Source organism: Marinobacter sp. 2_MG-2023, from assembly GCF_030546935.1.
In the GTDB taxonomy this organism is placed as follows: domain Bacteria; phylum Pseudomonadota; class Gammaproteobacteria; order Pseudomonadales; family Oleiphilaceae; genus Marinobacter.
The window spans coordinates 468,563-493,570 of record NZ_JAUOPH010000004.1 but is presented as its reverse complement, the minus strand read 5'-3'; the positions used below and the strand labels follow the sequence as shown (position 1 = coordinate 493,570).

Here is a 25,008-nt window from a genome sequence, read left to right as displayed (position 1 = left end):
GATCTAGGGGAATCATGCTTTGGAGGTAGGTACTTGATTGCTCTGGTGGGGTAGCTGTCGCAAGTCTTGATTTGTATCAATTATGTGCCGGTAAGGAGTGTGGGCTAATGCTGACCAATATCAATAGGCGCGCTGCCTGCGCAGGGCATTACCGCCACCGGAGATTGCTATGAAAATTATGATTGCCTACGACGGCTCCAGAAACGCAAAGCTGGCTCTGGTCCAGACCATCACGATGTTTCGCGAGCTTAAGCCGCAGATTGCCCTGGTGGCTGTGGCCGAAAACCCCAGGGATATTACGGCCGGAAACGAGGACATGTTTCAGGAAGAGCTCGCTGAGCTGAAGCAGCACCTTATGGATGCACAGGTGGTTTGCGAGAGAGAGGATATTAAGTCGGAAACCCTGCTTCTGGAGGGTGATGCCCGAAAGATGCTGCTTTACGCCGCGGAGAAGAAGATCAAACCCGGAATGCTTGTGATTGCTCGCCACAGTGACGAGGTGGACGGTGGCCTGATCGCCCGCTCGCTGAACTACTTCGTGGACGAGCTGGATTACATGACGTTCGGCAAGGTCAGCTCGTTTCTTGCCCGCCGTGTGCAATGCCCGCTACTTATCCTGCCCAGCTGCTGATAGCTGCCGTCACTGTAAAGAACTGAAAGCCCCCGGAGGCTTAAATGAAAGTCGCAGATGTATTCGGTTTCAAGAATCCAGAGATCAAGGCCCTGCACCTGACCTGGATCGCATTCTTTATCACATTCTACGTGTGGTTCAACATGGCGCCGCTGGCCTCCAGCATGCTCAAGAGCGTCGACTGGCTGACCCCGGACGACTTACGCCTGTTCGCCATCTGTAACGTGGCTCTGACGATCCCTGCGCGGATCATTGTGGGCATGGCCCTTGACCGCTTTGGCCCACGCCGGGTGTTCTCGATACTGATGATTCTGATGTCGATCCCGGCACTCACCTTCGCCTTTGGCGACACCATGACCCAGCTGCTGGTCAGTCGTTTGGTGCTCAGCTCCATCGGTGCCAGCTTTGTGGTCGGCATCCATATGACCGCCATGTGGTTCAAACCTCGTGACATTGGTTTTGCCGAGGGCTTCTACGCAGGTTGGGGTAACTTTGGTTCCGCAGCGGCGGCGCTGACCTTGCCTACCATTGCTTTGCAGATGTACGGCGGTGAAGACGGCTGGCGCTGGGCCATCGCCCAGAGCGCAATCGTGATGGCGTTATACGGCGTTTACTACTGGTTCGCTGTTACCGACGGCCCTGTAGGCACTGTACACCGCAAGCCGCGCAAGGCGACTGCGCTGGAAGTAAGCACCTGGGGTGATATGGTAAAATTGATTCTGTGGACCATCCCCCTGATTGGTGTTCTGGCAATCCTGGTTTGGCGTATACAGAACATGGGTTACCTGAGCGTGACCGGTGCGGTGATCTGCTACGCAGTGATTGTTGCGATCGTGTGCTATCAGATTGTGCAGATTCTGCGAGTAAACCTGCCTATCCTGAAAAAAGGTGTTCCGGAAGACGACAAGTATCCGTTTAACAGTGTTGCTGCGTTGAACAGTACCTATTTTGCCAACTTCGGTGCCGAGCTTGCCGTTGTCTCCATGCTGCCGATGTTTTTTGAGCAAACCTGGAGCCTGAGTGCGGCTGCTGCAGGTATGGTTGCCGCGTCTTTTGCTTTCGTGAATCTGGTTGCCCGCCCCATGGGGGGCATGGTTTCTGATCGTATGGGTAACCGTCGTTTCGTGATGCTCAGCTATATGTTCGGCATTGCGGTTGGTTTTGCGCTGATGGGGCTGCTCAACTCAAGCTGGCCACTGATCATTGCTGTGGCAATCACTGTGTTTACTTCCTTCTTTGTGCAGGGTGCAGAAGGCGCAACCTTTGGTATTATTCCGTCGATCAAGCGTCGTCTGACAGGGCAGATTTCAGGTATGGCAGGTGCCTATGGTAACGTGGGTGCAGTGGTTTACCTGACTATCTTCACCTTCGTAACACCCAGCCAGTTTTTCTTGATTATCGCTGCAGGCGCCTTTGTAAGTTGGGTGCTGTGCGTTATGTGGCTGAAAGAGCCGGAGTCCGGCTTTGCGGAAGAGTACGAGGTGTCCTCGGTAGATCTTCAGATCGAAGAGGAAGAGCGCAAGCGTCAGGCAGCTCCCGGCAAGGCATGATGCCAAAATAGTAAAGCTTGAACCAAAGCCCCGCCGGGCGTGATCCCGGCGGGGCTTTTTTGGTTGGACTTGGCAGAATACCTGGCCGGCTCTGAACCAAGCCATGTACAGGCGCCGTGCCTTGCTTTCTCCTGAAGAGAAGTCGGTCACCTCCCTGATAGCTCTGTGAACCTACTCTGATGACCTTACGTCTTTCTTTCCTTGCAGGATGTAAACGCCTACTGACTCCATCAACGGGAGTGACTGGATCGCTTCAACTTGGCCTGGATGTATTCCTGTTGCCGACGGTATACAGGCTCGTCACAGTGCAGCCCAATCAAGGGTTGCCTGTCTACAATCCGAGAGGGAAAGAGGGAAAGAGGGAAAGAGGCAGAGAGAGGCAGGGAGCGGCCGGGAGAGAGGGAGAGAGGTAAGTAGTGAAGGATAAGGGAGGTAGAAAGCTAGAAGGTGATAAACGCCCTTTGTAAGAACGAAAAAACTCGCCGGAGATTTCTCTCGGGCGAGTTGCAGGTATAGGTAAAGGGCTTTTGTCAGGTCCTTACGGGTTTTTGATGTAGGCCCCTTTGCGCAGATAGAACCACCAGTTCACGACCAGGCACAGTGCGTAGAACACTGCAAAGCCATACATGGCCACCTCGGGTGTGCCTGCCTGAATCTGCTGTCCCAGAAGTTTGGGCGCGATGAAGGCACCGTAGGCCGCAATGGCGCTGGTCCATCCTAGTACCGGGCCCTTCTGCTGCTGATCAAAAATAAAGCCAATGCTGCGGAAGGTGGAGCCGTTGCCGATACCGCTGGCAGCAAACATCACGATGAACAGAATGAGGAAAAGTGCGAAGTAGCTGTTGGGGTCTGTGGAGTTGTAAGCCAGCATCATGACGTAGCCGGTTGCTACCGAAGCCACCACCATCACCACAGAAATGATCTGGGTGACAATAGAACCGCCCATCTTGTCAGAAATCCAGCCGCCTACCGGACGAATCAGGGCACCTACGAATGGCCCCATCCATGCCCAGGTGAGTGCGCTCGGGGCGTCCGGGTTTACGACACGAGTAATGGTGCCGTCAGCAGCCACTTCCATCATATTGCCAAAGATAACGCCGATAGACAGCGGCAGCGCAGCCGAGAAACCAATGAATGAGCCGAAGGTAAGGATGTAAAGCACGGTCATGGACCAGGTGTGCTTGTTACTGAAAATGGCAAACTGGTTTTTAATGTTGGGCTTGATGTCGCCAGGAATCAGGCGCAGCAGCACCACGGTCAGCACAATGGTCAGTGGCAACGCCAGCCACATATTCATGATTGTGAGGGCCCAAACCCCAACAACCGACGTTAGAATACCGACACCATAAAGCCCGAGAATTTTACCGAATGCTGAGGCAGGGTTGCCCGGATTCGGGGTAACGACCTTCAGGTTGTTCATGCCGAACCAGCCGGCAAAAGCCAGGGGAATCAAAAAGACCAGCCAGATAAAGCCGGCGTTCTGGATCCAGGTGTCTGTGCCGGCTTCAATCCGGCCAATCAACGTGCCGCTGGGGCTTTGTAGTTGCATGGGGTCGCCTGCAAGAAACCCGAACATGCCGACCGTCATGACCAGTGGAATCAGGATTTGCATGGTGGTAACGCCGAAGTTGCCCAGGCCGGCATTCATGCCCAGACCGTAGCCTTGCTTGCTCTTGGGGTAAAAAGAGCTGATGTTGCTCATGGAGCAGGCGAAATTACCGCCCCCGATACCGGAGAGCAGAGCAAGAGCCTGAAATACGATGAACGGCGTGTCCGGGTTCATCAACGCAAAGCCGGTACCGGCAGCAGGAATCATCAGCAGGGCGGTTGTCAGGAATATGGTGTTGCGCCCGCCGGCAATTTTAATCATGAACGACGCTGGAATCCGCAGAGTGGCGCCAGATAAACCAGCAATGGCCGAGAGAGTGAAAAGCTGTTCGATGCTGAAATCAAAACCCAGGTTCTTCATCTGGGTAGTGATCATTCCCCACATCAGCCATACCGCAAACCCCATCAACAGGCTGGGAATGGATATCCACAGGTTACGGGAGGCAACGCGCTTGCCTTGCTGTTCCCAGAACTCTTCGTTTTCGACATCCCAGTGCTCGATGTCGGCGTTGGTTTTAGCCATAACAATACTCCCTCGGTTAGCGTGCCCTGATACGCATTGGGTGCGGCTCCAGGGCTTCTCGACACCATTGTGCAAAGTGAGGCGCCCGTTCATTCATGATATTTATCAAGGCAAAGAGTCTGCGGATAGAGTCGGGCCGAAAGCTGGTCTTCGGGGAAGAGTGTTGGGTTTTTTAAGCCTTTATTTTCAGTTACTTGTGGTGGGCATATTACCAAGTAGGTAATCATTTTCATGGGTGGCGCAGGAGAGGTAGCCACTCATTTCCGGCGGTTGAGTGCGTGTTGCCCGAGAATACAGAGCCTTGCGGTTACCCACAGATAAGCCAGCGCCCAGAGGCTTGCGGATAGCCATAACAGTGAAGGTTCGGCGAAAGGTGATTCGCCTGCAAAAAAACGACTGACGGCAGAGCCGGATAGAATCGCTGCGATCGGAAAGACCTCTCCTGCAGCGGGTGGCTTCCGATAGCTTCTTTGCCATGCCAGCCGAAGCATCACGCTGGTGGAAAGGGTTCCCAGCGCGCCGATGGTGATCAGATGCAGCGCCGGGGCCAGTGCCGTTTCACGCAATAATGCCAGGCCAATTGCAGCCGCGCCAACAGCGAGCCAGAGGTAGCCCACCCCCAGAACCAGCAAATCCGGTCGCTCCGGGCATAGCCACAGTTTCCAGCGCAAGGCGCGCAGAGTTATCAGCCCCGATCCGATTACCAGCAGACTGCCGGTAACCGCATTCGCTATTGGAAACGCCATCAAGAAAACCGCGCAGCCAAGCACGACAATCAGCATGCCTTCGATACGCGGCTGAACGCGGGCTTCGAGAGGAATGCCTTTCTTTTCCAGAGTGCCTGCGACAGCCGGAGCAATAATTCGCCCGCCCATAAACGTCATCAACAGCAACAGCCCCGTGATGGCTGAATGCATAAGCTTGAATGGGCCAGGTAACCATGAAAAGTTCAGGATACCTTGTTCAGCCGAGAGCCAAAAAGCGACCGCGAGCAAGCAGATCAGCAGTATCAGCGGGCCGACCATGCGGTTCCGCCACTTCTTGGCCGCGTTAAAACGTGGCACAACATGCCAGGCAAGCAGAAGCGCAAAGGCCGGCCCAAGGAGCTGGGCGATAAGAGTGTCGGGAAAGAATATCCAGCTCAGCCGTGCTGCCAGCCAAAGGCCAAAAAGCGGATAAAGCACGGAGGCAAGCTGAGGCCCGAGGGTATAACCGGCAATCAAGGCAAGTGCAAAACCGAAAATCAGTTCATGGCCGTGTCCGGCGCCGAGCAACCCTGCCGGAAATCCCGTGCCGGACCAGACCGCCCACACAGAAAGCGGAACGGCAACGGTTGCCAGCAGGCTGGCCGCCGGGAAAAACAGCCAGAATGCCTGAGGTTTTCGTGAGCGCTCGTTGCGTGACTTGTTCAAGGTCATCCCGGTTTATTGACGGTCTGGAGGAAGGCGCCTAAAACGAATAAGTAAAAGTCATCATAATATTGCAAACGCTGTCATGCGAGGCAAATGCACCCGCCTGACAGTAAGGAGGCCCATCATGAACGTTTCAAGCATGCTTAAACTGCCGTTTTCCAGTAATGGGGGGTGGAGCGAACTTCAAAGCCGACAGCTTTCCATCCCCATGCTCGCATGGTTCATTGTGGTGCCCATGTCGCTTCTGCCCCCTGTGATGCTCTACTACGCTGGCACCCATTATGGCGATGACTTCATTGCCGGGTTCGCAGGCAAGGAATGGCGCTTCATTACCACCATTCTTTTTCTGGCAGAGTTACTGACGTTTTTCGTGATGGGCTGGCTGATTCATGCTGTGGCGGAGAGCCACAAGCTGGATGTCAGTTACAACAACGCCTATTTGCTTGCTGCAATTGCACCGCTACCACTGTGGCTTTCGTCGCTGGCGTTGCTTGTGCCTTCCGTGGCATTCAGTGTGATCGTTGTGCTGGCAGCTATGGCTCTGTCTTGTACCCTGGTTTATCAGGGCCTCAGATCCGTGTGCGGTCGCACCCAGGACGACGTTCTAACTATGTCTGCGACTTACACGATTATGGCGGCATCCCTGCTTGCCTGGGTTCTTCTGATGGCGTTGGTCTGGGCCTATTGACTGTGGATTTTGAGGTATCAGATTAGGGCGGACACGGCACTTCAGCCTATCTATGCTCGGAATAACTGAAGATGACCGTTCGGTGAGCGGTTGGTCAGTACTTTATTGCACCGGTTTTAAGCCGGGAGAATGTCGCAGGCACTACGCCTAACCATGAGGCCAGCTGGTTATCGGGTACGCGTTTAACCAGCTCTGGATACTCTTCTAACAATAGCTGATAACGCTCTTTTGCCGGCATGGTGAGTTTGCGAAATTCCCGCATGCTGGTCAGTTCCGCCAGTTCTTCGGTCAGGGCCATTGCAAACTGAGGCCAGAGGCCTTCGCCATGGGATTGAATGGCAGCCCGGAATGCACTGAAATCGGCAACCCAAACGGTAGCGGGTGTCACTGCGGTGAGGCACAGGGTGTTACGTATTGTCCGACTACGGCCGAATACCGGCCAGACCATGTCGCCTTCGGTAAAAAAGTGATGCACGGCAACTTTCCCGCTGGGCGCTTCCCGGAACAGCCGCATTATCCCGTACTGGATCAGGTAGACGTTGGCCCAGGGGGTGTCGTGTGTTTCCATCTGGGTTTCAGCGTCGACTCGGCGCTGATGAAACAGTCGGGTGAGGTCGCCGAGAAATCTTGTGTCCGGGGTGTCCTGTTTCCCACTCAGTCTGATTCCGAATACGCGGCTTAGCCCGTTAAGCAAGGCCACGGATTGTGGTGCCGGGTCTTGCTGGATTATATCCGGGTTTTTCTCCCCCAGCAGGCAGGGGGAGGAGGACACGTCGGGTTTGAGAGTGCGAGTCATTGCATTGATGCCGTTAAAATATGTGCTAATTATCCTAACAGAAAGTTGTTTTCGGAAATGACTTAAATCATTAAGGCATTTTCACTCTCTCGATATAGCCTCAGTGGCTGGTTCCTTCTTCGTAGTTGATCTTGTTCCACACGTTGTACTTGCCCGATGGCTTATTCATCGGGATTCGTTTTTCTTCCTTCAAAGTGTCTGCGTCGTAAACAATTACCGCGCCTTCGTCGTCCCAGATACTTAGCAGCAGTTTTTTGCCGTAGCGGTCGAATTCGACATGGGCGGCTACTTTCCCGGGGGCTGGTTGAAGGGTCTTTACGATCTCCAGGGTTTGTTTGTCGATTACATGGACTTTGTCTTTATTGGGGCCGAAGAATACGTCTACCCAGGCATAGCGGGAATTTTCATGGCTGCGCATGAAGAATCCGGGACCAGCGGTTTCGAGAGTTTTAATGACCTCCCAGGTGTCCATGTCGATGATGGAAACGGCACCAGTGCGGAAGTGCGGAGTAGCCATCACCCGTGTGCCCTGGTAGTCCCAGGTGATGCCTGAACCCAGGTGCGGCATGCCGGGCAGGGGCAAGTCAGCGGTGGTTTTTCCTGTGTCCATATTGATCACCAACCCGTGTTTACCATCACGGGCCGCGCCAATGAGGTGTTGGTATCCGGGGTCGAAGAAGAAGTCGTCAAGCCAGGTGTCGGTCTGCATTCTGCGTACTTTGGCTTTATCGTTTTCAACGGTAATTTCCCAGGCTTCGGGAATGTCTTTCAATGCGGCGATGAAGCTATTCCGGGGTGGAGCAGTGTAAACGGCGCTTACCCGTGAGCTTTCTTCGGCACCGTTTTCAACGGGGATGATTTCCAGCAGGTTCAGATCTTTCGCGTCGAAAAGCACAAGAGTGTGTGGCAGGTAGTTGGCTGCCATTACGTGTTCGCCATCAGCGGAGACAGCGATGTTGCGCATGTTGATGCCGGCGCGGATTTCGGCAACGACCTTCAGGTTGTAGAGGTCGTATTTGGTAATCCAGCCATCCCGTGAACCGAAATAAACGTAGCGTCCGTCAGGGCTGTATTTGGGGCCGCCGTGCAGGGCGTAACGGCTGGCAAACCGGTGAATAGGCTCCATGCTGTCGCCGTCAAGCAGGGTAACGTGGTGGTCGCCGATTTCCACCACCAGAAACAGGTTCATCATGTCCGCCTCATAAGCAGGCTTGTCAGGCAGTGAGCCTGCCGGGTGCGGTAGCAGATGGCTGTCGGTAATTTCGCTTTTGCCCCAGACGGGCTCTTGTGCCGGTGGCTGGTATATATATTCAGCCAGGGCGGTTATGGATTCGGCATCCAGTGTGTCGGCAAAGCCGAGCATCTGGGTTGCGGGTCGGCCGTTGCGGATGGCGTCTTCAGCCTGATCTTTTTTCAGTCGCGAGAGGTTGTCTGGCAGCAAGGCCGGGCCCATACCGCCGAGCCTGTCGCTGCCGTGACAGCTTGCGCAGTGCTGTTGATACAGGGCTTGGGTCTGTGCATCGGTGTTGGCTGCAATCAGGGGTGAGGCCAGCAGGCCTGCGGTCAGCATCAGGGTTTTCAGGGTCTGTTGCATCGACTTTCCAGCTTGGAGCATTGGTAATGTATTTAAGCCTGTTTCGTTCATGCGGGCCGCCGCGTCGCCGCGGCAGCAGCCGGTCCTATTAATGCACTGTTCCAGCCTGCCTGTGCCGGCTGCGCCAGCTTGTCTGCCAGCTGTACTACTTCGCCTACAATGATCAGGGTAGGTGGCTGGAAACCTTCCATGCGGATGGTTTTTTCCAGGTTTTTCAAAGTTGTAACGGCCATGTGCTGTTGCGGGGTCGTCCCACGTTCTACCAGTGCCACCGGGCATTCGCCGGAGCGGCCGTGTGCCATCAACTCCCGGACAATGGCGGGTGCATTGTGCAGCCCCATGTAAAACACGCAGGTCTGGCCGGGGGCTGCCAGTACTTTCCAGTTAAGGTCCAGGGCGTGATCGGCTTTCCGGTGTCCGGTTACGAAGGTTACGCTTTGGGCGTAATCCCGATGCGTAAGCGGAATGCCGCAGTAGGAGGCGCAGCCAGCGGCAGAGGTAATGCCGGGCACTACGAGAAAGTCGATATCATTTTCGACCAGGAACTCGGCCTCTTCACCACCGCGACCAAAAATGTATGGGTCGCCGCCCTTCAATCGCACGACTCGGCGCTGCTTTACCGCTAACTGAACCAGAAGTTCATTGGTGTCTTCCTGAGCTACGTAATGGCATCCGCTGGCCTTGCCTACGTGGATTCGCTCTGCGCTGGGGTTCACCAGCTCCATGATCTGTGGTGACACCAACCGGTCGTAAACGATGGCGTCTGCCTGTTGGATCAGCATCAGGGCTCTGAGTGTAAGCAAACCGGGATCGCCTGGGCCGGCGCCTACAATGGCGACTTCACCGGCGCGCAAGGGTTGTTCCGCCAACTGGAATTCCACCAGGCACTTCTTTCTCTGGCTGCTTGTCATGCTGCGTTCCTTACAGATTGTTGACTGGAATTTCGACTACCGGTGCGGCAACACGCCTGGGCATTTCTAGAACGCCAATCTCCTCGTTGGTGAGGTAACAGCCGGGGTCTTCTTCCCAGAAATCACCGGAAACATTGTAGGCGCGTACCCGGGTGTTGCCGTTGCAGATCGCCAGATATTGGCACTGGGCACAGCGGCCTTTTACGGGCCGTGGTTTCTGCCGGAAGCCTTGCATCAGTTCATCATTGGCTTCTGACCAGATTCGCGAAAAGGGCTTCTCACGCACGTTGCCCAGGTTGTAATCCCACCAGAAGGTATCAGGATGGACGACGCCCAGATTGTCGATGTTTGAGACGTTCTGGCCAGAGGAGTTGCCACCCCAGTTAAGCAGCCGTTGCTCCAGGGCCGGCACTTGATCCGGGTAATGTTCTGCTGCCCACTGCAGCAGAAAAGGCCCGTCGGCGTCGTTATTGCCAGTCACGTATTCGCGCTCGACACCGCGTTTCAGCTCTTCGTGGCAGTGGTTGAACAGCAGGTTCATGGCATCACGGGTCATGTCATGCCAGGCATCGCGCTTGCGATTGCGACCGCCGCGGCCGGAGTAGTTCAGGTGTGAAAGGTAGAACTTGTCAATGCCATGCTCGTCCAGCAGCTTGAGCATATCCGGTAATTGAACTGCGTTGTCCTGTGTGAGGGTAAAACGCAGACCTACTTTTATGCCTGCATCCTTGCACAGTTTTACCGCTTTCATGGAGGCCTCGAAGGCACCTTTTTTCTGGCGGAATTCGTCGTGGGTTTCTTCCAGGCCGTCAATGCTTATGCCAACGTAATCGTAGCCGGCGTCTGCAATTTGCTGGATGTTGTCCTCGGTAATCAGAGTGCCGTTGCTGGACAGGCCCACGTAGAAGCCCATGTCTTTGGCGCGGCGTGATATATCGAAAATATCCGGGCGCATCAGCGGTTCGCCGCCCGAAAGGATCAGTACTGGCACTCCGTAAGCTTTGAGGTCGTCCATCACGGTGTAGACTTCATCGGTACTCAGCTCACCCTTGAAATCGATATCCGCAGAAATCGAATAACAGTGTTTGCAGGTGAGGTTGCAGCGACGTATCAGGTTCCAGATCACCACCGGGCCGGAGGGCTTGGGGATGGCTCTCACCGGCGCCGGATTCATCAGGCTTTTTATGTAGCGGGTCATTCTGAACATGGTGCTTCCCCTTGCGTTATTTTCGCAGCCGCAGGCCGGTTTTCTTGAGAATGGCCGAGCTGTAAAGAATGGTGTTTTGCCGGCAGGCGTCGCCCAGCACCGCACGAATCTGTGCGGCTTTGTCTTCTACTTCTTCCCGGGTGGTGCCGTGTACCATGGCAAACAGATTGAAAGACCAATAGGGCAGGTGTCGTGGCCGGCGATAGCAGTGGCTCACGAAAGGCAGTTCACCAATGGCGGCGCCCAGTTCCGCGACGCGATCGTCGACAATGTCCCACACGGTCATCCCGTTGTAGCGATAACCCAGGCGGTAGTGATCGGGCACGGCTGCGACCCGGCGTATCACGCCGGCGTCTTGCAGGGCCTGGAAGCGGGAAAGTACCTCGTCGGCGTCCATGTTCAGCTTTTTGCCCAGTTCGGCCCAGGGGTCGGAAACCAGTGGCAGGCCTGCCTGGGTGGCAAGAATCAGTTCGCGGTCGCGCTCTGTCATTACGAACCCGTTTTGTGTCTCTGTGTCAGACAGGGAAGTGGAGGTGGACATGGAACTCCTGCTCCTTTGGCATGTTGTAAACCGGGTAACCGGTGGTGTTTTCAATGGCGCTGATGGTGTTTTCAATGGCGCCCCTGGTTTCGGTTGCCAGAACAAACCACATATTCAGGTCGTGCTCGCGGCGGTAGTTGTGGGCGACTTCGTCAAAGCTGTTTACCTGTTCGGTAACCCGCTCAAAATCCGCCTCTGGAATGCGCATGGCTGCCAGTGTCAGTGCGCCGCCCATTTCACCGGCATGGAACATAGGGCCAAAGCGGGTGAGCACGCCTTCAGCGAGCAGTTTTCTAACCGTATCCAGCACCTGTTGCTCCCTGAGGCTGAGTTCCTCTGCCACGGCCGCAAAAGGGTGGCGTACCAGCGGCAAACCGTGCTGCAAACGGTTGATAAGAACCTTCTCAACCTGGCTCAGGTCTGCAATCGGGGCCTGGCGGCGGGATTCAGTCGTGGCTGACATAGCGCCCTCCGCGTTGACGGTAGGCTTTATTACTGAACAGTACGGCGTGTTGAATATGCTGCAGATTCTGGTCGTCAATCAGACAGGCCAGCTGTGCCAGCACGCGCTCGCGGTTAGTGCCGTGAATCATGCAGAACAGGTTATAAGGCCAGTCCGGGAGACGCCTCGGGCGTTGATAGCAAAGTGTGATAAATGGCACAGCGGCCATGGCTTTGCCGAGAGCTTGTACCTGCTCATCGGGGATATTCCAGACCACCATGGCGTTGGCGTTGTAGCCCAGTGTGCGGTGTTTCACCACCAGGCCAAAACGCTTGATCAGGCCGTCGCTCTGCCATTGCGTGATGGCGTCCATGACTTCCTGTTCGGACAGGCCCGTACGCTCGGCAAGAGTCTGAAACGGGCGAGGCGTCAGAGGGAGCCCCTGCTCAAGTTGCTTCCTGAGCCTTAACAGCCCCCAGGCACTTACTTCAGTTGAACGTGAAGTCGCAGAATCCCGGGGCAGATAGTCGGCCGAAAAGGGTTGGCTCATGACAAGGCCTCCCAGTCGATATCGAAGCCCAAGTCAATGTGATAGCCCTCAACCATGGGTAGGCGAAGCATGGGCAATCTAAGCTCATGTTCCAGTTCGTCAAGGTGCTCATCCAGAAGTTCGTGATCCGGGGCCGTCATGACAAACCAGAGATTGTAGGTGTGCTCTCGGGCGTAATTGTGATTCACCCCCGGAGCACGGTTGATACGGGCGGCGACCAGATCCATTTGCGCTTCCGGCGCCGCCACGGCAGCCAGCAGGCTTGCGCCTGCCTGGCTGTGTTCAAACACGGGTCCGACCCGGCTGAGTACCTGTTTCTCCTGAAGGGCAGACAACCTGTGAATCACCTCTGCTTCCGTCAGGCCCAGGCTTCGGGCTATTTCTTCGTAGGGGCGTTCACAGACCGGCAGGTTACGCTGGTAACTGTCAATCAATTGTCTGTCTGCCGCATCCAGTGTCATCACGTTACTCCTTCGGGCCGGGCCGGGATCAATACACGTCGTGCTGGGTGTTGTAAGTGTTGAACTTACCGGTCGGGGTAACCATGTATTCGCCCTTGATCACCTTCTTCAGCTCACGTGTCTTGTCATCGACTACGACAATGGCGGAGTTCTTGTCCTGTGTGTTCCAGACAGAGAACCAGACTTCGTCGCCCGCCCTGTTGTATTCAGGCTGCACAACACGTTTGGGACCTTCACCAAGGTCGGCCCACTCGGCAATCGGGAGCGCTTCGTAGCCGGCATCAAAGTTATTGATGTCAAATACAGCGATGCTCTGGCTCACGGATTCAGCCGGGTTAAGAGCGGTATCTACCCACAGGTTGGTGGACTTGGGATGGGTCTTCACGAACAGTGAGCCGCCACCCTGGCCATTCACGGTGCGTACCACTTTCCAGGCCTTGTCGGGGTGCCCTTCAGGGTCGGTACCGATCATCTGGATGGTTGGATCGCCCAGGTGAGAGGTTGCCCAGACTGGACCGTGCTCGGGGTCTATAAAGTTGGCGCCACGACCTGGATGCGGAGTTTGGCCAACATCGACAAGAGCCTCGAGGTTACGATCCTTGGCATCAACAACCGCAATCTTGTTGGAGTTGTTGGCTGCCGTCATGAAGTAACGCATGCTGGCGTCCCAACCGCCATCGTGCAGATATTCTGCTGCATCAATGTAGGCGATGTTCATGTTGTCCAGGTCTTCGTAGTTAGCCAGCAGGATCTTGCCGGTCTCTTTTACGTTGACGATGAATTCCGGGTGAGCGTGTGAGGCCACAATGGCAGCCACTCGCGGCTCAGGGTGATATTCCTGTTTGCTGACGGTCATGCCGCGGGTGCTTACTATTTTCTTCGGCTCAAGAGTGTCGCCATCCATGATCACGAACTGAGGCGGCCAGTAGGTGCCTGCAATGGCGTATTTGTCTTCCCAGCCCTTGTACTTGGATGTTTCAACAGAGCGCGCTTCCATGCCCACCTTGATCTTGGCGACGGTTTCCGGCTCTTCCATCCATAGGTCGACCATGTTGATCAGGGCATCACGGCCGATAACCATTACGTAGCGGCCAGAAGCAGACATCCGGGAGATGTGCACTGCATAGCCGGTTTTAATGATTTTCACGACTTCTTTGGAATCGCCGTCGATCAACGCAATTTCACCGGCGTCACGCAGGGTGACACTGAAAATGTTTTCCAGGTTCAGATCGTTCATTTGCTTGGTTGGGCGGTCTTCCGGCGGAATAATCACTTCCCAGGTGTCCTTCATGTCAGCCAGGCTGAATTCAGGCGGCACGGGGGGCTCGTGCATGACATATTTGGCCATCAGCTCCACGGTTTCTTCGTCGAAGTCGCCAGAGGTCAACCAGTTCGGCATGCCAGCGGGGGAGCCGTAACTGATGAACGCTTTCAGGTAATCAATTCCGCGCTCCTGGGTGATATCCGGAGTCAGAGGCTTACCGGTCGCGCCTTTACGCAAAACACCGTGGCAGCCAGCGCAGCGTTCGAAGTAGATCTGCTTTGCGGTTTCAAATTCCGCGTCAGTCAGATCCGGGGCCCCGGGTGTTCGGACTGTCTGTGCCGAACTTGAATCAATGGGGCTGGCGGTGCCTTCATAGGCGGTTACAGACGGATCAGCGTTCTTTGGAGCGGCATAGGCGTTCATCGCGCCGAACGACGCGACAGCCACGGCAAGCGCCAGTGGTTTCAGGAATGGATTGGTTGCTCTCATCAGGCTCTCTCCTTTGAGTTTAAGAGTGTTGTTAGGGTTCTCTTCTTTACCCTGATGAACATTGATTAAAATCAGATGTATGTTATTTGTCTAGTGAGTACCCAACCATGGGTATAACCAAAGAGTTGTTGTGGCGGGGGGTGTTTTTAACCAATATCAAAGATGTCGTTAAAGGGCGGCGTCACCATGTGGAATATCCGCTACAGGCCCAGGGGAGAAAACGAGCTGTGAACGGTTTCACACGGAGTAAGGTCAAGCGGAGGATTGGTCCCACAGCAGTATGGTTGATGCTGTTTTTATTGCCCTCGGCACTGTTGGCCGGCGGACAGCCGGATCAGTCCCGTAGCCTTGCCGAACTCGAGAATTTTGTGGTGCAGGACTGTGGCTCCTGCCATGGAATGACGCTTAAAGGAGGGCTTGGCCCGCCTCTGAGACCCGAGAATCTTGGGCACCTGCCCGAAGGGGCCATAGCAGCCATTATCCGTGAGGGCATTCCGGGTACTGCAATGCCTCCGTGGAAGCCCCTGCTGGCTCCCGCCGAAATTGAATGGATCAGTCATCAACTTAAAACTGGCGCTCTGGTCTTGCCCTGACCTTTTGCCTGGAGGACTCCCTGAATGGTTCAGATTATCTGTTCTGCGAAGCGACTATTAATGCTGGTGCTGATTGCTGCGCTAATGAGTGGTTGCCAGGTTCTTGGTGAAACTGATTCTGGCGATGGCTTGATGGGTACCGGCGACCTGGGCCTGATTATCGAGCGTGCGACAGGTTCCTTGCTGGTTATCAACACGACCAGCCACAGTGTGATCAGTCGTATTGAAGGGCTGGGTGATCTGTCTCATGCCTCCGTTGTGTACTCCCGGGATGCGCGTTATGGCTTCGTATTTGGTCGCGATGGCGGCCTCACCAAAGTGGATCTGCTCACACAGTCTGTTGTTGAGAGAGTGATTCAGTCTGGCAACAGCATTGGTGGAGCTATCTCTCAGGACGGCCGTTACGTCGCGGTGTCGAATTACGAGCCGGGAGGGGTAAAAGTTTTTGACAGCACAACGCTGGAACTGGTCGCTGATATTCCTGCTACCTATATCCGGGAAAACGGAGAAACGGCGCAGTCCAAAACCGTAGGCCTGGTCGATGCACCGGGAAACAGATTCGTGTTTAGCCTGTTTGATGCCAATGAGATCTGGATTCTGGATATGCCGGACGGTGTTGCTGGCGACAAGCCTGAAGTAACTCGCTTCGATGCCGGTAAGGCACCCTACGATTCCATGATTACTCCAGATGGGCGTTACTACATCGCCGGCCTGTTTGGCGAAGACGGTCTTTCGATGCTGGACCTCTGGGATACCGATGCCGGGGTTACCGAGATCCTGCCGAATTACGGCAAGGGCGAAAAACAGCTTCCTGTATACAAAATGCCTCACCTTGAGGGCTGGACGGTTGCCGATGGAAGGGCGTTCGTGCCGGCCGTAGGCCACCATCAGGTGCTGGTGGCCGATATGAATGACTGGTCACTGGTAGACAAAATTCCGGTGCAGGGTCAGCCGGTTTTCGTGATGGCCAGCCCCGACAACCGGCGAATCTGGGTGAGCTTTGCGCATCCGAAAAACGATGTGGTTCAGGTAATTGATTCCCAGACCCGCGAAATCATCCGTACGCTCGAGCCGGGCCAGGCGGTTTTGCACATGGAGTTCACCCCGAGGGGCGAGGAAGTCTGGGTGTCGTCCAGGGACAGCAACCGGGTGACGGTTTACAACACTCGCACTCTTGAGCCGGTTGCAGAACTGGATGCGATAAACCCCAGCGGCACTTTCTTTTCCAGTCGGGCCCATGTGCTCGGTCTATAACTTCAAGCCAGTAACCGGGGGCTTTCTCAAATGACCTTTTACCAGCCAGTTGGTAATGAAATAGAACTGTTCCAGGCGGCAGCCGACAACGGCCTGCCGGTACTGATCAAAGGGCCTACCGGCTGCGGTAAAACCCGGTTTGTCCGCTACATGGCCGAGAAACTCAATCGACCGGTTTATACCGTAGCCTGCCACGACGACCTGACCGCTGCAGACCTGGTTGGTCGACACCTGATTGGCCCGGAAGGCACCTATTGGCAGGACGGCCCGCTGACTCGCGCTGTACGGGAAGGCGGCATTTGTTATCTGGATGAAGTAGTAGAGGCACGCAAGGATACAACGGTAGTGCTGCATCCATTGGCGGATGATCGCCGCGAGCTGCCGATTGAGCGCACCGGTGAACTGCTCACCGCAGCGCCCGGTTTTATGCTGGTCGTTTCCTATAACCCGGGATACCAGAGCCTGCTCAAAGGCATGAAACCTAGCACCCGCCAAAGATTTGTATCACTGAGGTTTGACTACCCCTCAGAAGCGGCGGAGCAAACCATTGTGGTGGAAGAATCCGGTTGTACCAGCGATCTCGCACAGCAACTTGTAAGCCTTGCGACCGCTTTGCGCAACCTGAAAGATCACGACCTGGAAGAAGCAGCATCAACCCGTTTGTTGATACACACGGCCCTTTTGATAGGCGCCGGTTTACCCGCAGCGGCAGCCTGCCTCGCAGGCATGATTGAGCCATTGTCAGACGACGAAGCAACAGTTATTTCATTAATGGAGGTAGTATATGCCGTATTCGGGCGCCCAGAAGAAAACCGCTAGTGGTGCGGTTATACCGATTATCTGGTATTTGCTGAACTTGCTGGCAATTCCGATTATCGGTTTCGTGGTTTTGCTGTGGCTGTTCATTAAAAGCCCTGAAACCAATGAACTGCGCCGGGCTCACACCCGGGCCGCTCTGTTCATGTCTCTGCTTGGGTTTGTTCTGATCAGTTCTGGCATTGCTTTGAGCTGGATATTCTTCAGTGATGTGGGTTACTTCGGGACATTCGCTCTGGTGTGGGCAATTGCGTTGCACACGGGTTTTGTGCTTTGGGGGATGGTCTCTCTGGCTCAGGCTATGTCTGATAAAAAACCCTTGTTCCCTGCTAAATGGCTCTGATCCAGCGTGATCTTTTCGTTATAAATTCTTTAGCGCTGCGTTAAGCCTCTGCGAATCGGTATGTTCATGATGGGTGTCAGGGCTCGGGGCAAACGCCTCTGGCTAATAAAAAATACCGGGAGAACGATATGAAGACGCTGATTCGCATGTTTCTTGCCGTTGTAATTACTGCTGCCGGGGTAGGTGTAAACCTGGCTTATGCCGACGACATGAAGAAAGATGATGGCATGATGCACGACCACATGAAGAAAGACGAAGGCATGATGCACGACGACATGAAGAAAGATGATGGCATGATGCACGATGATATGAAGAAAGACGACGGCATGATGCACGACGACATGAAGAAAGATGATGGCATGATGCACGATGACATGAAGAAAGACGACGGCATGATGCACGATGACATGAAGAAAGATGACGGCATGATGCACGACGACATGAAAGACAATATGGATAAATCATAAGCCGGCGCGGCGTTTGAACCTAACATCCGCCCGGCTACGTGCTGGGCGGATCTGCTTGGTTCGTAGTGATACTTGCGTGCGAAGGGCTATGAAATGGCGGCACAGGGCCGGCAATCTTTCTTATGGAAACCCGCGATAACTTCAGGTAAGTGTATGAAACCCCGCTACGGCAAACACCACCACAGGTGCCCACAATTGGGCGGCCAACCTCCAGCCGCGCGGTGCATGCTTCATCTCCATAAAGTGGTCCACTAGCAAAACCGCTTTCACAACCACCAATACAAAAACCAGCCAGGCCAGAAATTCGGGGCCGATTCCGACCTCCAGTGCGATGACCGGCAGGGCCGTACAAATCATCAGTGCAAAATAGATCGTCAGCATCGTCAGCCCTCCCTAGGCCAGAACGTAAATCATCGGAAACAGCACCAGCCACACCAAATCCACCATGTGCCAGTATGAGGCGCCGGACTCCATTCCATTCATATCCGAACCATCGTAGTCACCGTTGCCGACTTTAATCGCGAGCACGATGAGGATGACCTGGCCCAGAATAACGTGCATGAAGTGAAAGAACGTCAGGAAGAAATAAAACATGAAGAAGGTATCTGTACCCAGGTTGTAGCCCTGGCTATACAGATTTACGTACTCATACAGTTTGCCCAGGGTGTAAATGCAGGAAACCCCAATCGCAAGCCATAGCCGCCATTGCGTGCCACGGCGTCTGTTACGGAGCTGATGAACAGCGGTTGCGACCAGGTAGGAGGCAGTGATCAGTGCAATGGTATTCAGCAGGCCGATCAAGGGATGCAGTGCTTCGCGTCCGGCATGGAAGGTAGCCGGGTCGAGGCTGCGTGCGACGGCAAAACCGATGAACATAATGCCGAACACGGCCAGTTCAGCGAAAATGAAGATCCATACGGCGACATCGCCAGGCAGTTGGCGCGAATCGGATTCTGTTTCGGGCTCAGGAGCCAAGTCAGTCATCTCTCTCATATCAGTGCGTCAGGTTCAGGTAGAGTTTGGGGAGCTGCAAAGGCAGCTGTGCCGGATCACGGATCACCACGTAATTACTGCTTCCGAACACGTAGGGCAGGTACTCGCTGGCCTCGTCATCAATGGTTACGCAGAACGGTGTAATGCCCGCCTTTTGGGCTTCCTGGACGGCCATGCGGGTGTCTTCGACGCCGTATCGGCCTTCGTAGATGTCCAGGTCGTTCGGTTTGCCATCAGTAAGTAACAACAGGATTTTCTGGTGCTCGTGACGTGCCTGCAGCAGCTTGGTGCCCTGGCGGATGGCAGCGCCCATACGGGTATAGAAACCCGGCTCAAGAGCCTGAATGCGGCCTCGTATGGTGCTGTTATAGGGCTCGTCGAAGCTCTTTAGATGATGGAAACGCACGTGGTCACGTCGCCTTGATGAAAACGCAAACAGGGCGAAAGGGTCTCGGCTTGCCTGCAGGGCTTCGCTGAGCAGTTGCAGACCGTCACGGGCAATATCGATCACCCTTTGATGGTTGTTGATGTAGGTTTCAGTCGAAAGTGACACATCCGCGAGAACCAGGCAGGCGAGGTCGCGCTGGCTTTGCTGGCAACGGCGGAAAAGCTTCTGGTCGATCACCCCCTGGCCGCGACGATGCTGAACTTCCCGCTCCAGGCAGGCGTCCAGATCCAGTTCGTCACCATCGAGTTGTCGCCTTTGCCATTGCTTGAGGGGCTTCAGTGCACTGAACTGGCGTTGCAGGTGCTGGGCTGGCCGACGCAGGGCTTCCGGGAGTTCCGCTGGTTCGGCATCCCGGGCCAGCATGGGTTGCAGGCAGCAGAAGGCGTCGCGATAACTCTGGCTACGCCAGTCCCACTCCGGGAGGTGAATACCCGGGCCAAGTCGCAAGTCGTCATGTTCTTCCGAGGGCAGGTCGAGATCAAACTTGATAGAGGAAGAGGTTTCCCTGCGGTCATTGGATACAGAGATCATGTCCATATCATCGGCAACGGCTTCTGCGTCTTCCTCTTCCGTGTCGTCGCCGGCCCGGTCAACCGGTATGAAATCGGTCCAGGAAAACAGGCTTTCCAGGCGAAAGAGCATCAGCCCCTGGTCTCGATCGAAGGCTTCCACTCGTTCGGCTTGTCTACGTTTGTTTTTCTTGGTCAGGCCGCCAGGGCTGGACTGGGTTTCGTCATCGCCGGTGACCCTCCCGCCAGCTTTGCCCTGTTCCAGAGCCGGGTATAGCCAGAGGATAACTGGCCAGGGATCACTGCCCGCTGGGGGCAGGGCAGGAACGCTGCCCGGGTGAATCAGTGCCTGCCGGATTGCCTGTTCACGCAGGGATTCCTCCGGAGAAAGACTTTCGGCTTCAGGGCGCCAATGCAAAACCTGTTTGACCAGGCGCTGGTATACGCGTTCCAGGCCAGGCCAGCGGGCAATGACATCCTGCACCAGTGCCTGATTGCCGGTAAACCAGTCACGGTCCGCGGGGGTGGGCAAGGCTGCCAGTGCAGCCAGCCAGATGTACAGTTCCCTGTTCAGCTGTTTTGAGGGGAACTTTGCCACTTTCTCTGGCAGACGCAGATTCTGTTCATCCCTCCAGGCCAGTTCAAATTTGCGGTGTGTGCCCGCGAGTTTGTGCAAAAACTTGCGGCGCAGACGAAAGTGCCGGGGTTCGGCAGTTACCAGACTGAGCGCCGGATCGCCGCCGAAGGCGCGGAACAGAATGCCCAGGCTGCGGGCTTCATCTTTCAGGTAAACGACGTGCTCGGGGAATTCGCCCAGAGCCTGGCGGGTGATGTACTCATGCCATTTGTAGCCGACCCACTCTTCCATTTTGAACTCCTGTTAAGCCCGCTGTCTGGCGGGTTTGCTCTCAGGTTGGTGGCTGGTGTGTAACTGGTGCACCGGGATCAGCACGGTCTGCCGGCTGGGTTCGCCAGGTTGCCAGTGCAGCAGGCTGCCCTCGGGGTTGTTCTTTTGCACCTCACGGCATGCGCTTACACATTGCAGGCATTGGGTGCAGGAGAATTTTGCGCGTTTGTGGCTGCGGGTAGGCAATCGCATGGGGCAGGCTGCATCGCAGGCTTTGGTGCAATCCCGGCAAGCCGCAGCGCGGGCTGTATCAAAGGTTACCAGTCGTCCCCGGCCGTTGGTCATCCAGGCAATGCTCTGCACAACACCAAAGGCGCAGCCATATTTGCAGAACAGGTGACGGGCGAACAGGAAATCCAGGGTGAAAACCGTGGTTGCCACGGCCAGAAATACGGCTGGGTAGAAGGCCAGGTTGCCAGTGACCAAGTCGGTGTACAGGGGAATGGGCGGCAACAGGTATGACAGCATGGCCAGGGCCCAGGAAAAGCCAATAAGAGCACATACAAATGTCAGGCCGGCCCAGTGAATGGCCTTGCCGCGCCGACCTTTTTTCAGGGCTTCCCAGAGTGTAGGGCGACCGGTAATGCGGGTCATCAGATCGTTAATGGTTTCCACTACAGAAAAATGTGGGCACAGCCAGCCGCAGTATATCCTGCCCCATTTCCAGGCAATCCAGAGCACAAGGGGAACGAGTGTCAGAATGGGAAGGATGAACCACAACAGAATCTGGCTGGCGACGTCCATAGGAGAACTTTGCGCCACCCAGTCGAGATTCAGATTGAATGAAAGTGGGAAACCAAGCAGAACAAACCGGGTCTCCGTCAGGTCATAACGAAAAATATTCAGAACCGGTGCCAGCAGGAACAGCCCGAAGAAAGCAGTGCGTGTGATCAGCCGCTTGCTCTGGAGTGTGTCTTTTGGGTTGGCTTGCTGCACGGTCACAATATCACTTCCGGATAGACAGGGCCGGAAACGGATTCCGGCCCTGTGGGCTCACTGTTGGCGGGTTTACGCGTCCTGCAGTGCAGGGCCGCGGGCTTCCTCAGCAGGGGATGCTTGTCCCTTGATCAGGAAACTGCCGAAGTACACAACAAGCCCGGCCATGAAGAAGCAGCCGGCAATCAGGCGCATCCAGTAGAACAAGGCGATGTTGTCCTGGGTGGCCATGAATGACAGAGCTTCACCGCTTTCAGGGATACGCTGCAGCCAGATTTGCAGAATGCCCGCGCCGGTCAGGAACAGCGTGATGAAAACCATGGAGATGGTCATCAGCCAGAAGCCCCACATTTCCACAACCTGGGCGGTGTTGCTATTGCCGTATGGCCGACCACGCATGATGGGCATGGCGTAGGAAATGATGGTGAGCACGATCATGACATAGGCACCGTAGAACGCCATGTGCCCATGAGCCGCAGTGATCTGGCTGCCGTGGGTGTAGTAGTTCACCGGAGCCAGAGTATGCAGGAAGCCCCATACGCCCGCGCCCAGGAATGCCATCACGGCCGTCCCCATGGCCCAGAGTGCTGCAGCCTTGTTGGGTTGATTACGCTTGCGCCGGTTAATCATGGTGAAGGCGAACAGCACCATCATAAAGAACGGCAAGGGTTCCAGGGCTGAGAACACAGAGCCCAGCCACAACCAGTACTCGGGTGGCCCGATCCAGAAGAAGTGGTGCCCGGTGCCGATAATGCCGGTAATCAGTGCCATGGCGATGATCACGTACAACCACTTTTCGATGACTTCCCGGTCTACACCGGTAATCTTGATCAGTACGTAGGCGAGGATGGCACCCATGATCAGTTCCCACACACCTTCAACCCACAGGTGAACCACGAACCACCAGTAGTACTTGTCGGTGGTCAGGTTACTCGGGTTGTAGAAGGAGAACAGCCAGAGCACTCCCAAACCGATCAGGCCGGTGACCAGCACAATGTTGACCACGGTTTTTCGGCCTTTCAGTGCGGTCATCATGACGTTGAACAGGAACCCTAGAACCACTACAAGTATGCCTATTTTGGTAATCGTAGGTTGTTCAAGGAACTCCCGGCCCATGGTTGGCAAGAGCCTGTTCATGGTGACATCCGCCAGAGTGGCGTAGTCAACGAACAGGTAGCCAAGAATGGTGAGTGTGCCGGCAACGGCAAATACCCAGAACAGGATCCACGCTAACAGCGGGCTGTATAGCTCGGTCTGTGCCTCTTCCGGCACCAGGTAGTAGGTTGCACCCATAAAGCCGAACAGCAGCCAGACGATGAGCAGGTTGGTATGAACCATTCGCGCTACGTTGAAGGGTATTTCCGGGAACAGGAAATCACCCACTACGTACTGCAAGCCCAGAATCAGACCAAACACGATCTGACCGGCAAACAGAACCAGGGCAAAAATGAAGTAGGGCATGGCGACCCGTTGAGATTCGTATTTCATATCTGCTCCCTCAGCCTTCGATGTTGGGTGGCCAGCCGTTATCGTCGATCTTGGATGTCCATTCTAGGAATGAAGACAGATCGTCGATTTCCTGGTCAGTCAGGTTGAATTGCGGCATCTGCCGGCGACCGGGCACGTTAGTGGGCATGGCGTTCATCCAGGCGTTCATGTACGCCTTGAAGACTTCGCTATCAGCCCCGCCACGGCGGTCGAATACGTTGGCAAGTTCAGGTGCAAAGTAAGCACCTTCACCCATAAGGGAGTGGCAGCCGACGCAGTTGTTGTTTTCCCAGACATGTTTGCCTCGGACTACCTGCTCAGTAAGCTGATCCCTGTTGTCTCTTTCGGGCATCGCCCGTGATTGGGTATCAAAAGTCAGGACCAGAAACAGCAGGACGAAGAATGTACTTCCTCCCAGATATATGTTTCTGGCCATGCTTTTGGTAAAGCGCTCGGCCATTGGTCTCTCTCCTTGGTCGTTGTGGAATACCTGACAGCCCTACTAGGATATAAACATGTATTCATAATGCTGTTGATGATTATCAATCATTGCGGAAAATCACACTACTGCGCCGGGGAGTTACCTCCAGAGGGGTAGGTGTTAGACTCCGCACCCTGTTTTTCTTCTATCCAAATGTCCGGAGCCGTCATGGCCGCTGCGCTGGCGTTGTTTATCAAACTGATTCCGCTTTATGTCACCGTTGCCCTTGGCTGGCTGGCTGGGCGCTACCTTGAAGCCAGCGGCAAACATATTGCGGGCATCATGCTTTATATTGTTACGCCGTCGGTGGTGTTCTCCGGTGTGATGGCTGCCCCGCTTTCACCGGAGGTGATCTTCCTGCCGTTTCTGGTGTTCGGGCTTTCATCGGTTTTGGGAATTCTGCAACTTAAACTGGCGCGACGAGTGATTACTGATGGCAGTGCCAGCATCATTCCCCTGTGTGTAGGGTCGGGTAATACAGGCTATTTCGGGGTGCCGGTGGCGTTGTTGCTGTTTGGCGAGGAAGGGTTGGGGCTCTACATTGTCTGCATGCTGGGCACCACCCTGTTTGAAAACTCGGTGGGGTTCTACCTGGCTGCGCGCGGCCGATATGATCTGAAGGAGTCTCTGTGGCGAGTCGCCAAGCTGCCTTCGGTATATGCGTTTCTGGCAGCGGTAATCCTCAACCTTTCGGGTATCAGCATTCCCGATGTGTTTATGCCGCTTTTCGATAACCTGCGCGGTGCCTACAGTATTCTGGGCATGATGATTATTGGCATGAGCATTACCAGTTTCCGTGGGCTGGCGGGCAATATGCGCTTCACTGCACTGGCGTTTTTTGGCAAGTTTGTCGTCTGGCCTTTGGTGGCAATGGCACTCTGGTGGCTGGACTCACAGGTGCTGGGTATCTATGAGCCGGCGGTGCATCAGGCAATCTTCCTGATTTCCATTACACCCATTGCAGCCAATACCGTTGTCATTGCGACTTTGCTGGATACGTCTCCCAGGCAGGCCGCCGGCACGGTAATGCTCACTACGCTTTTTGCCCTCGTGTTCATTCCGGTGATGATATCGCTGGCTTTCTAACGTCTTTTGCTCTGCCTGAG

Annotated in this window: 25 protein-coding genes and 1 pseudogene; 9 read left to right on the top strand and 17 right to left on the bottom strand. The window is 55.1% G+C overall.

Annotated elements, in window-relative coordinates; genetic code table 11:
- Positions 1–169: 169 nt before the first annotated feature.
- Positions 170–631, top strand: a complete 462-nt coding sequence (locus tag Q4501_RS12890) for a universal stress protein (RefSeq protein WP_303596650.1) — start codon at positions 170–172, stop codon at positions 629–631.
- 44 nt (positions 632–675) lie between these two features.
- Complete coding sequence (locus Q4501_RS12885; RefSeq protein ID WP_303596649.1) at positions 676–2,181, top strand: MFS transporter; 1,506 nt, start codon at positions 676–678, stop codon at positions 2,179–2,181.
- Between the two features lie 538 nt (positions 2,182–2,719).
- Here the strand turns inward: Q4501_RS12885 and Q4501_RS12880 are convergent.
- Both Q4501_RS12880 and Q4501_RS12875 read right to left on the bottom strand, forming a co-directional pair.
- Positions 2,720–4,312: an MFS transporter gene (locus Q4501_RS12880; protein ID WP_303596648.1), complete on the bottom strand. Its 1,593-nt coding sequence runs from the start codon at positions 4,310–4,312 to the stop codon at positions 2,720–2,722.
- A gap of 257 nt (positions 4,313–4,569) precedes the next feature.
- Positions 4,570–5,724, bottom strand: coding sequence for an NnrS family protein (locus tag Q4501_RS12875; RefSeq protein ID WP_303596647.1), 1,155 nt, complete (start codon positions 5,722–5,724; stop codon positions 4,570–4,572).
- A 124-nt stretch (positions 5,725–5,848) separates the two neighbouring features.
- Here Q4501_RS12875 and Q4501_RS12870 point away from each other — a divergent pair, with 124 nt between their 5' ends.
- Complete coding sequence (locus Q4501_RS12870) at positions 5,849–6,412, top strand: Yip1 family protein (protein ID WP_303596646.1); 564 nt, start codon at positions 5,849–5,851, stop codon at positions 6,410–6,412.
- A 94-nt stretch (positions 6,413–6,506) separates the two neighbouring features.
- On the opposite strand, the gene Q4501_RS12865 is transcribed toward Q4501_RS12870, so the two are convergent.
- From Q4501_RS12865 to Q4501_RS12825, 9 genes and pseudogenes are all read right to left on the bottom strand, one after another.
- Positions 6,507–7,208 carry a Crp/Fnr family transcriptional regulator gene (locus Q4501_RS12865; protein WP_303596645.1) on the bottom strand — a complete coding sequence of 234 codons (702 nt, stop codon included), beginning with the start codon at positions 7,206–7,208 and terminating at the stop codon, positions 6,507–6,509.
- A 100-nt stretch (positions 7,209–7,308) separates the two neighbouring features.
- On the bottom strand, positions 7,309–8,778 hold the full coding sequence (locus Q4501_RS12860; RefSeq protein ID WP_368497723.1) for a cytochrome D1 domain-containing protein: 1,470 nt from the start codon (positions 8,776–8,778) through the stop codon (positions 7,309–7,311).
- Between the two features lie 71 nt (positions 8,779–8,849).
- Positions 8,850–9,647 (bottom strand): annotated as a pseudogene (cobA, locus tag Q4501_RS12855) (uroporphyrinogen-III C-methyltransferase); the annotation flags it as partial.
- Positions 9,648–9,723: 76 nt separating this feature from the next.
- Positions 9,724–10,920 (bottom strand): heme d1 biosynthesis radical SAM protein NirJ, encoded by a 1,197-nt coding sequence (gene nirJ / locus Q4501_RS12850; RefSeq protein ID WP_303596643.1) that lies wholly within the window; start codon positions 10,918–10,920, stop codon positions 9,724–9,726.
- Between the two features lie 16 nt (positions 10,921–10,936).
- Complete coding sequence (locus Q4501_RS12845) at positions 10,937–11,410, bottom strand: Lrp/AsnC family transcriptional regulator (protein WP_303596838.1); 474 nt, start codon at positions 11,408–11,410, stop codon at positions 10,937–10,939.
- A gap of 25 nt (positions 11,411–11,435) precedes the next feature.
- Complete coding sequence (locus Q4501_RS12840; protein ID WP_303596837.1) at positions 11,436–11,879, bottom strand: Lrp/AsnC family transcriptional regulator; 444 nt, start codon at positions 11,877–11,879, stop codon at positions 11,436–11,438.
- Between the two features lie 28 nt (positions 11,880–11,907).
- Positions 11,908–12,453 (bottom strand): AsnC family protein, encoded by a 546-nt coding sequence (locus Q4501_RS12835; protein ID WP_303596642.1) that lies wholly within the window; start codon positions 12,451–12,453, stop codon positions 11,908–11,910.
- Positions 12,450–12,914 carry an AsnC family transcriptional regulator gene (locus Q4501_RS12830; protein ID WP_303596641.1) on the bottom strand — a complete coding sequence of 155 codons (465 nt, stop codon included), beginning with the start codon at positions 12,912–12,914 and terminating at the stop codon, positions 12,450–12,452. Before Q4501_RS12830 ends, Q4501_RS12835 begins: the two co-directional genes overlap by 4 nt.
- A gap of 28 nt (positions 12,915–12,942) precedes the next feature.
- Positions 12,943–14,601 (bottom strand): nitrite reductase, encoded by a 1,659-nt coding sequence (locus tag Q4501_RS12825; RefSeq protein WP_303596836.1) that lies wholly within the window; start codon positions 14,599–14,601, stop codon positions 12,943–12,945.
- Positions 14,602–14,954: 353 nt separating this feature from the next.
- Between Q4501_RS12825 and Q4501_RS12820 the strand changes: the two genes are divergently transcribed.
- The 5 genes from Q4501_RS12820 (at position 14,955) to Q4501_RS12800 (ending at position 18,140) form a co-directional block, all read left to right on the top strand.
- Positions 14,955–15,260: a cytochrome c gene (locus tag Q4501_RS12820; RefSeq protein ID WP_303596640.1), complete on the top strand. Its 306-nt coding sequence runs from the start codon at positions 14,955–14,957 to the stop codon at positions 15,258–15,260.
- A gap of 84 nt (positions 15,261–15,344) precedes the next feature.
- Entirely contained in the window at positions 15,345–16,514 is a 1,170-nt protein-coding gene (locus Q4501_RS12815; RefSeq protein ID WP_303596835.1) for a cytochrome D1 domain-containing protein, read from the top strand.
- Between the two features lie 30 nt (positions 16,515–16,544).
- Positions 16,545–17,333: a CbbQ/NirQ/NorQ/GpvN family protein gene (locus tag Q4501_RS12810; RefSeq protein WP_303596639.1), complete on the top strand. Its 789-nt coding sequence runs from the start codon at positions 16,545–16,547 to the stop codon at positions 17,331–17,333.
- Positions 17,299–17,673: a hypothetical protein gene (locus Q4501_RS12805; protein WP_303596638.1), complete on the top strand. Its 375-nt coding sequence runs from the start codon at positions 17,299–17,301 to the stop codon at positions 17,671–17,673. Before Q4501_RS12810 ends, Q4501_RS12805 begins: the two co-directional genes overlap by 35 nt.
- Positions 17,674–17,801: 128 nt before the next feature.
- Positions 17,802–18,140: a hypothetical protein gene (locus Q4501_RS12800; protein ID WP_303596637.1), complete on the top strand. Its 339-nt coding sequence runs from the start codon at positions 17,802–17,804 to the stop codon at positions 18,138–18,140.
- Between the two features lie 141 nt (positions 18,141–18,281).
- On the opposite strand, the gene Q4501_RS12795 is transcribed toward Q4501_RS12800, so the two are convergent.
- From Q4501_RS12795 to Q4501_RS12770, 6 genes are all read right to left on the bottom strand, one after another.
- Positions 18,282–18,521 carry a cytochrome C oxidase subunit IV family protein gene (locus Q4501_RS12795; RefSeq protein WP_303596636.1) on the bottom strand — a complete coding sequence of 80 codons (240 nt, stop codon included), beginning with the start codon at positions 18,519–18,521 and terminating at the stop codon, positions 18,282–18,284.
- 12 nt (positions 18,522–18,533) lie between these two features.
- Positions 18,534–19,124, bottom strand: coding sequence for a cytochrome c oxidase subunit 3 (locus Q4501_RS12790; RefSeq protein ID WP_303596635.1), 591 nt, complete (start codon positions 19,122–19,124; stop codon positions 18,534–18,536).
- Positions 19,125–19,134: 10 nt separating this feature from the next.
- The gene (locus Q4501_RS12785; RefSeq protein WP_303596634.1) at positions 19,135–20,958 is read right to left on the bottom strand and encodes a nitric oxide reductase activation protein NorD; all 1,824 of its coding nucleotides are present in this window, start codon (positions 20,956–20,958) and stop codon (positions 19,135–19,137) included.
- A 12-nt stretch (positions 20,959–20,970) separates the two neighbouring features.
- Positions 20,971–21,939, bottom strand: coding sequence for a 4Fe-4S binding protein (locus tag Q4501_RS12780; protein ID WP_303596633.1), 969 nt, complete (start codon positions 21,937–21,939; stop codon positions 20,971–20,973).
- 66 nt (positions 21,940–22,005) lie between these two features.
- Positions 22,006–23,421: a cbb3-type cytochrome c oxidase subunit I gene (locus Q4501_RS12775; protein ID WP_303596632.1), complete on the bottom strand. Its 1,416-nt coding sequence runs from the start codon at positions 23,419–23,421 to the stop codon at positions 22,006–22,008.
- A gap of 10 nt (positions 23,422–23,431) precedes the next feature.
- Positions 23,432–23,881 carry a cytochrome c gene (locus tag Q4501_RS12770; RefSeq protein WP_303596631.1) on the bottom strand — a complete coding sequence of 150 codons (450 nt, stop codon included), beginning with the start codon at positions 23,879–23,881 and terminating at the stop codon, positions 23,432–23,434.
- A gap of 189 nt (positions 23,882–24,070) precedes the next feature.
- Here Q4501_RS12770 and Q4501_RS12765 point away from each other — a divergent pair, with 189 nt between their 5' ends.
- Positions 24,071–24,988: an AEC family transporter gene (locus tag Q4501_RS12765; protein WP_303596630.1), complete on the top strand. Its 918-nt coding sequence runs from the start codon at positions 24,071–24,073 to the stop codon at positions 24,986–24,988.
- The last annotated feature ends 20 nt before the right edge of the window (positions 24,989–25,008 follow it).